This is a genomic window from Alphaproteobacteria bacterium GM7ARS4 (assembly GCA_014332745.1).
Lineage (GTDB): Bacteria > Pseudomonadota > Alphaproteobacteria > GM7ARS4 > GM7ARS4 > GM7ARS4.
In genome coordinates this window covers 1-5,806 of the sequence record JACONL010000021.1, presented here as the reverse complement: position 1 = coordinate 5,806, position 5,806 = coordinate 1, and the positions used below count along the sequence as shown (strand labels likewise).

Annotated in this window: 8 protein-coding genes; all 8 read right to left on the bottom strand. The window is 50.0% G+C overall.

Features of this window, described 5'->3' with window-relative positions; all coding sequences use genetic code 11:
- Window positions 1–83 precede the first annotated feature (83 nt).
- Window positions 84–848 carry a 30S ribosomal protein S3 gene (gene rpsC / locus GDA54_07055; GenBank protein MBC6498054.1) on the bottom strand — a complete coding sequence of 255 codons (765 nt, stop codon included), beginning with the start codon at window positions 846–848 and terminating at the stop codon, window positions 84–86.
- A gap of 166 nt (window positions 849–1,014) precedes the next feature.
- Window positions 1,015–1,428: a 50S ribosomal protein L22 gene (rplV, locus tag GDA54_07050; GenBank protein MBC6498053.1), complete on the bottom strand. Its 414-nt coding sequence runs from the start codon at window positions 1,426–1,428 to the stop codon at window positions 1,015–1,017.
- 11 nt (window positions 1,429–1,439) lie between these two features.
- Window positions 1,440–1,712 carry a 30S ribosomal protein S19 gene (gene rpsS, locus GDA54_07045; protein ID MBC6498052.1) on the bottom strand — a complete coding sequence of 91 codons (273 nt, stop codon included), beginning with the start codon at window positions 1,710–1,712 and terminating at the stop codon, window positions 1,440–1,442.
- A gap of 52 nt (window positions 1,713–1,764) precedes the next feature.
- Entirely contained in the window at window positions 1,765–2,598 is an 834-nt protein-coding gene (rplB, locus tag GDA54_07040; GenBank protein MBC6498051.1) for a 50S ribosomal protein L2, read from the bottom strand.
- Between the two features lie 21 nt (window positions 2,599–2,619).
- Window positions 2,620–2,970 (bottom strand): 50S ribosomal protein L23, encoded by a 351-nt coding sequence (gene rplW, locus GDA54_07035; protein MBC6498050.1) that lies wholly within the window; start codon window positions 2,968–2,970, stop codon window positions 2,620–2,622.
- Window positions 2,967–3,587 carry a 50S ribosomal protein L4 gene (rplD, locus tag GDA54_07030; protein ID MBC6498049.1) on the bottom strand — a complete coding sequence of 207 codons (621 nt, stop codon included), beginning with the start codon at window positions 3,585–3,587 and terminating at the stop codon, window positions 2,967–2,969. The genes rplW and rplD overlap by 4 nt, the downstream gene beginning before the upstream one ends.
- Window positions 3,588–3,608: 21 nt before the next feature.
- Window positions 3,609–4,316 carry a 50S ribosomal protein L3 gene (gene rplC, locus GDA54_07025; GenBank protein ID MBC6498048.1) on the bottom strand — a complete coding sequence of 236 codons (708 nt, stop codon included), beginning with the start codon at window positions 4,314–4,316 and terminating at the stop codon, window positions 3,609–3,611.
- A gap of 20 nt (window positions 4,317–4,336) precedes the next feature.
- The coding region (tuf, locus tag GDA54_07020; GenBank protein MBC6498047.1) for an elongation factor Tu at window positions 4,337–5,806 on the bottom strand (1,470 nt) is incomplete at its 5' end.

The following is a 5,806-nucleotide window of genomic DNA, read 5'->3' as shown; positions in this document are numbered from 1 at the left end:
TCCCGCTTTACTCTTGCCATGGATACGCCCCTTGTGAGCTTTTCTGTATTTTGGACGAGAAGGTAGCAACATGGGACGTCCTCCTATTGCGCTCCCTCAGTCGCTAAGGCCGCTGTCGCCGCCTCTTCTTTAGGTGGGGCGGCTTTTTGCGCAGGGGTAGACACATGGCCTTTCTCATGGGAGTCCCTTCCAGATGCTCCACCCGCCCCCATAGGCACACGGCTTCTATGCTGTTGACTTTTTATGACACGCCTATCGCGTGCTGTGGGGTCATGTTCATAAATATCCCCATGATAAATCCATACTTTGACACCGCATGTCCCATAGGTTGTGTGGGCAACGGCTGTTCCATAATCTATATCCGCGCGCAACGTGTGAAGAGGCACCTGACCTTGTCGAAAAAATTCGGTGCGAGCAATCTCTGCACCGCCAATGCGCCCACTCACATGGATACGGATACCTTGTGCCCCCAATTTTTCTGCCGATTGCAATGCCCTCTTGACAGCGCGGCGGAAAGAGACACGCCTCTCTAACTGATGGGCGATATTGTCGGCAACAAGGCTGGCGTCCATTTCTGGGACATCTAATTTACGCGTATTGATGGAGACGCGAATGTCTTTGACTTTCTCTCTATAAGGCGACTCTTTTCCTTTCTTCTTCGATGTCGAGTCCTTTTTATCCCTCATGGCGAGTTCTTGCTTAAGCTTCTTATACTCATGGTCTGTTTTTGCCATATCCCTGACGATGATACGTAAGACATCTTGTTCTATCTTTTTGACACCCGTCCCCTTTTTACCAATGACGACACCCGGACGCGCCACAAAGATTGTTACATTGATGTCTTTCATGCCCTCTTTGCGTTCCAACAAGATACGCCCGACACCTGCCTGTTTCAACTCCTTTTCAAGGAAGTGACGAATGCGGATGTCTGTCGCAATGACTTTTGGATAATCTCGCCCAACATACCAGCGAGAGTCCCACATGCGATTAACCCTTAAACGTAAGCCTATGGGGTTAGTTTTTTGTCCCACGACTCACCTCCGCGTTCTCTTGGTCTCCATGGCGCAAACTCACGACCACAGAAAGATTAGAAAAAGGACGATGATACCGCCCAGGGCGACCGCGCGCTCTCGCACGCCAACGTTTCATGGTGAGGGATTTGCCAACATCAACCCGAGAAACATAGAGCGTATCCACATCGAGCTGGTGGTTATTCTCGGCATTGGCAATGGCCGACTCAAGAACTTTTGCCACATCTTGAGCAATACGACGACGGGAAAATGTCAGGCGACGCAAAGCCTCACCGACATCCTGTCCCCTAATGAGTTGCGCAACAAGGGAGAGTTTACGCGGGCTCACTTTCAAAGTGCGCACCCTTGCCTGTGCTTGAGTCTCTTCAAGAGAGCGTTGACGCGAGACTTTACCCATGATGAAGCACCCTATCGTTTTTTGTTGTCTTTTGTATGGCCATGGAATGTGCGTGTTGGTGAAAATTCACCCAACTTATGCCCCACCATGTTCTCGGTAACAACCACGGGAATATGCTTCCTCCCATTGTGGACACCAAACGTGAGACCCACAAACATAGGTAAAATTGTCGAACGACGTGACCACGTTTTAATAACAGCCCGCCTGTTCCCTTGTTGTGCTTTCTCTGCTTTCTTGAGAAGACAAGGGTCAACGAAAGGACCTTTCCATACAGAACGAGTCATGAAGGGTATCCTCCCTTTCTTGGGGTTGCTCTATCGCCGTTGTGTCCTTGTATCATGCTTTTTTGCGCCTGTGGGACAAAATATATTTGTCTGTTCTCTTGTTACGCCTTGTCCGTTTTCCCTTTGTCGGCTTTCCCCAAGGTGTCACCGGGTGACGCCCCCCTGATGTTCTCCCCTCTCCTCCACCATGGGGATGGTCCACCGGGTTCATAACGACACCACGCACGCAAGGACGCCTCCCTAGCCAACGAGAGCGTCCAGCCTTTCCAATTGTCGTATTCTTCCTGTCTGGATTAGATAACACCCCGACTGTGGCAAAACAGCGAGCAAGCACCATGCGCACTTCGCCAGAAGGAAGACGCACCATGGCATAGCCAGCATCACGCCCAATCATCGAGGCACTTCCGCCAGCAGAACGCACAATCTGTCCTCCCTTGCCCGGCTTTAATTCGATATTGTGGATCGGACTCCCCAAGGGAATATGCGTCATAGGCATCGCACATCCACTCTCTATGGGAACGTTGCTCGTCCCTGAACGCACAATTGCCCCGACCTTTAATCTTGCGGGTGCTAATATGTAGGCATGCTCCCCGTCCTCGTAGCGAATGAGAGCAATGAAAGAACTTCTGTTAGGGTCATATTCTATGCGTTGCACGGTGGCGTCCATATCATGTTTCTGCCTCTTGAAATCAATGATGCGATACCGACGCTTATGGCCACCGCCACGATGATAGGCAGTGATATGACCATGGTTATTACGCCCTCCACGACTGGATAGGCCATGCGTGAGTTTGGAAAAGGGCTTGCCTTTCCACAGACCACGTCTGTCGATGGAGATAAGACCTCGAAGAGAAGGTGTGACGGGACGATACGTAATTGTTGCCATGAGAAAGTGCCTCGAAAGATATTATTTCAACAGGATTTTTTCCGTTAAATCGATGACGTTCTCTTTTGCGATCCTGACGATCGCCTTCTTATAGCCCGGACGATGGCCTTTTATGCCACGAAACTGCTTTTTCTTGCTGGGCATATTGAGTGTATGCACGCGCAAGACTTTGACACCAAAAAGGGCTTCCACCGACTCCTTGATCACACCCTTGTCGGCATCTTTGGCAACCTTAAATGTAAATTGATTATGTTCATGACACGCCGTCGCCTTCTCCGTAATGACAGGAGAGCGCACAATGGACGCATAATCTAAAATTCTCAGTGTCTTAGAAGACGTGACAGCCTTCCTCTTTCCTCTTTTTATCGTCATGATAAGATAGAATCGAAATGTTGCACGCTCTGCTTTGTGATAACAAGCGTGTCCTTATGCAATATATCATAAACATTCATGCCTTGGCGAGGTAAAACATGGATGTGGGGAAGGTTACGTGATGCACGTTGGATATTCTCATGGATGGTGTCATCCCCCACAATAAAAGCAGATGTGATACCCAATGCCCGCAAGCGCTTCGCTAAGAGGGCCGTTTTACCCTCCTCTAGCGCTAAAACATCCCATACGAACATTTTTTCTTGCTTCATCCGTAAGGAAAGCGCCATCCTGAGGGCAAGACGCCTGATATTTTTATTCAACTGATGCCCATGGGAGCGCATGACAGGACCAAACGCCTTACTACCCCCCCTAAAATGTGGCGCATTAATGCTCCCCTGTCGCGCCCTCCCTGTTCCTTTCTGTCGCCACGGCTTCTTTTTACCGCCTACAATATCTCCCCGCCCCTTTGTCCTGCGGCTTCCTTGTCGACGTTGTGCTTGCTGCCAACGAACAACACGCGCCAATATGTCTTCCCGCGCTTCACATGCAAAGACCGATTCTCGGACATCAATAGACCCAGCATCTTCATTAAGAATCGTTTTCACAGCAACCTTCATCTTGCCCATTACCCCTATCATCTAAGCCGTCTTAGCATCATCTTGTTGTTGTGAGACCGATGATCCACCCTGAGGCCAAGGCACATGATCGGGTAGAGGCATCTTGCACGCATCACGTAACTCGACATAGCGTCCCTTTGAGCCCGGTACACATCCCTTGAGGTAAATCAGACGCTGTGTATCGTCTATCTTGATAATACGCACGTTATGGACAGTGACACGCCCATCACCCATATGTCCCGCCATCTTCTTCCCTTTAAAGACACGCCCCGGTTCTTGACATTGTCCCGTTGACCCATGGGCTCTATGCGACACCGAGACTCCATGAGATGCGCGCCCACCTCCAAAATGGTGGCGCTTCATAGAACCAGCAAACCCCTTTCCTATGCTCCTCCCTATGACATCAACATATTGTCCCTCGATGAAGTGGTCCACATTGAGCTCATCACCTTCCTTCATCATCCCTTTTTCGCTCGGTCGATATTGACGTATATATCGATAGGGACGACTCCTTTGTTTCTTGTAAAAAACGCGCTGTGGCTTATTGAGGCGCGACTCTTTCGTCTCACAAAATCCTATTTGCACGGCATCAACGCCATCACGTTCTTTAACCAAACGCCTGACAACCGAACAAGAGTCCAGAGACAAAATGGTGACAGGAATATGTTTTCCCTCATCCGAGAAAAGCCTCGACATTCCTACTTTACGCATATACAAGCCGACTCGCATACTGCTCATTCCCTCATGCATTACATTTTAATTTCTACATCCACACCGTGAGGAAGGTCTAAATTTTGCAACTTATCCATCGTGTCCGGCGTCGGGTCGATAATATCGAGTAAACGTTTGTGAATGCGTATCTCTAGTTGGTCTCGCGACTTTTTATGAACATGAGGCGAACGAATCAAGGTAAATTTCCTTATCCTTGTGGGCAAGGGAATAGGGCCACGAATCTTGGCGCGGGTTTGTTGCGCCGTCTTGATAATCTCAACAACAGCACCATCCAACATCTTGTGCTCGAAAGACTTGAGACAAACACGTATGATAATGTTTGCGACGACACCAGCCCCGACGGTGCGTCCCCCTTCACGGATAGCAAAGCGCAAGCCTTGGTCCATAGCAATAGGCGTGAGCAACTCTACCGTGAGCGCCACATTATCCCCCGGCATGACCATCTCTGTCCCTTTGTCTAAAGCGATAGAGCCCGTCACATCAGTCGTCCTAAAGTAAAATTGCGGGCGATAGTTCCCAAAGAAAGGCGTATGCCTGCCACCTTCTTCCTTCTTCAGGATATAAGCTTCCGCTTTGAACTTCTTGTGAGGCGTGATACTCCCCGGTGCTGACAAGACTTGCCCACGCTCCACATCCTCACGCTTCGTCCCACGCAACAAAACACCCACATTGTCGCCTGCTTCGCCTTGGTCTAGAAGCTTGCGAAACATCTCGACACCCGTACACACCGTCTTTGTCGTGTCCTTAATCCCCACAATCTCAACCTCGTCATTCACCTTGACAATGCCACGCTCCACACGACCCGTCACCACCGTGCCACGACCAGAGATGGAAAACACATCCTCTATGGGCATCAAAAAAGGCTTGTCGCGTGGCCTGTCCGGCTGTGGAATATACTCATCCACCTTCGCCATGAGCGCATCGATAGAGCCAACAGCCGTCTCACCAGCCTTGCCTTCTAACGCCTGCAATGCCGAACCACGAACAATGGGAATGTCATCGCCCGGAAACTCATAAGATGTCAGCAACTCACGCAACTCTAACTCTACCAAATCCAATAACTCGGGGTCATCCACTTGGTCCACCTTGTTCAAAAAAACAACCATCGCCGGAACACCTACCTGACGCGCCAGCAAAATATGCTCACGCGTCTGAGGCATCGCGCCATCAGACGCCGAGACAACCAAAATCGCACCATCCATCTGCGCCGCCCCCGTAATCATGTTCTTCACATAGTCGGCATGACCAGGACAATCCACATGAGCATAATGGCGCTTCTCGGTCTCATACTCCACATGCGATGTGGCAATGGTAATGCCACGCTCTTTCTCTTCAGGCGCCTTGTCAATATCCTCATACTTCATCATAGACGCACCACCCTTCTGCGATAACACAGACGTTATGGCCGCCGTCAAGGTCGTCTTGCCATGGTCTACATGACCTATCGTCCCTATATTGCAATGCGGTTTCGTGCGCTCAAACTTCTC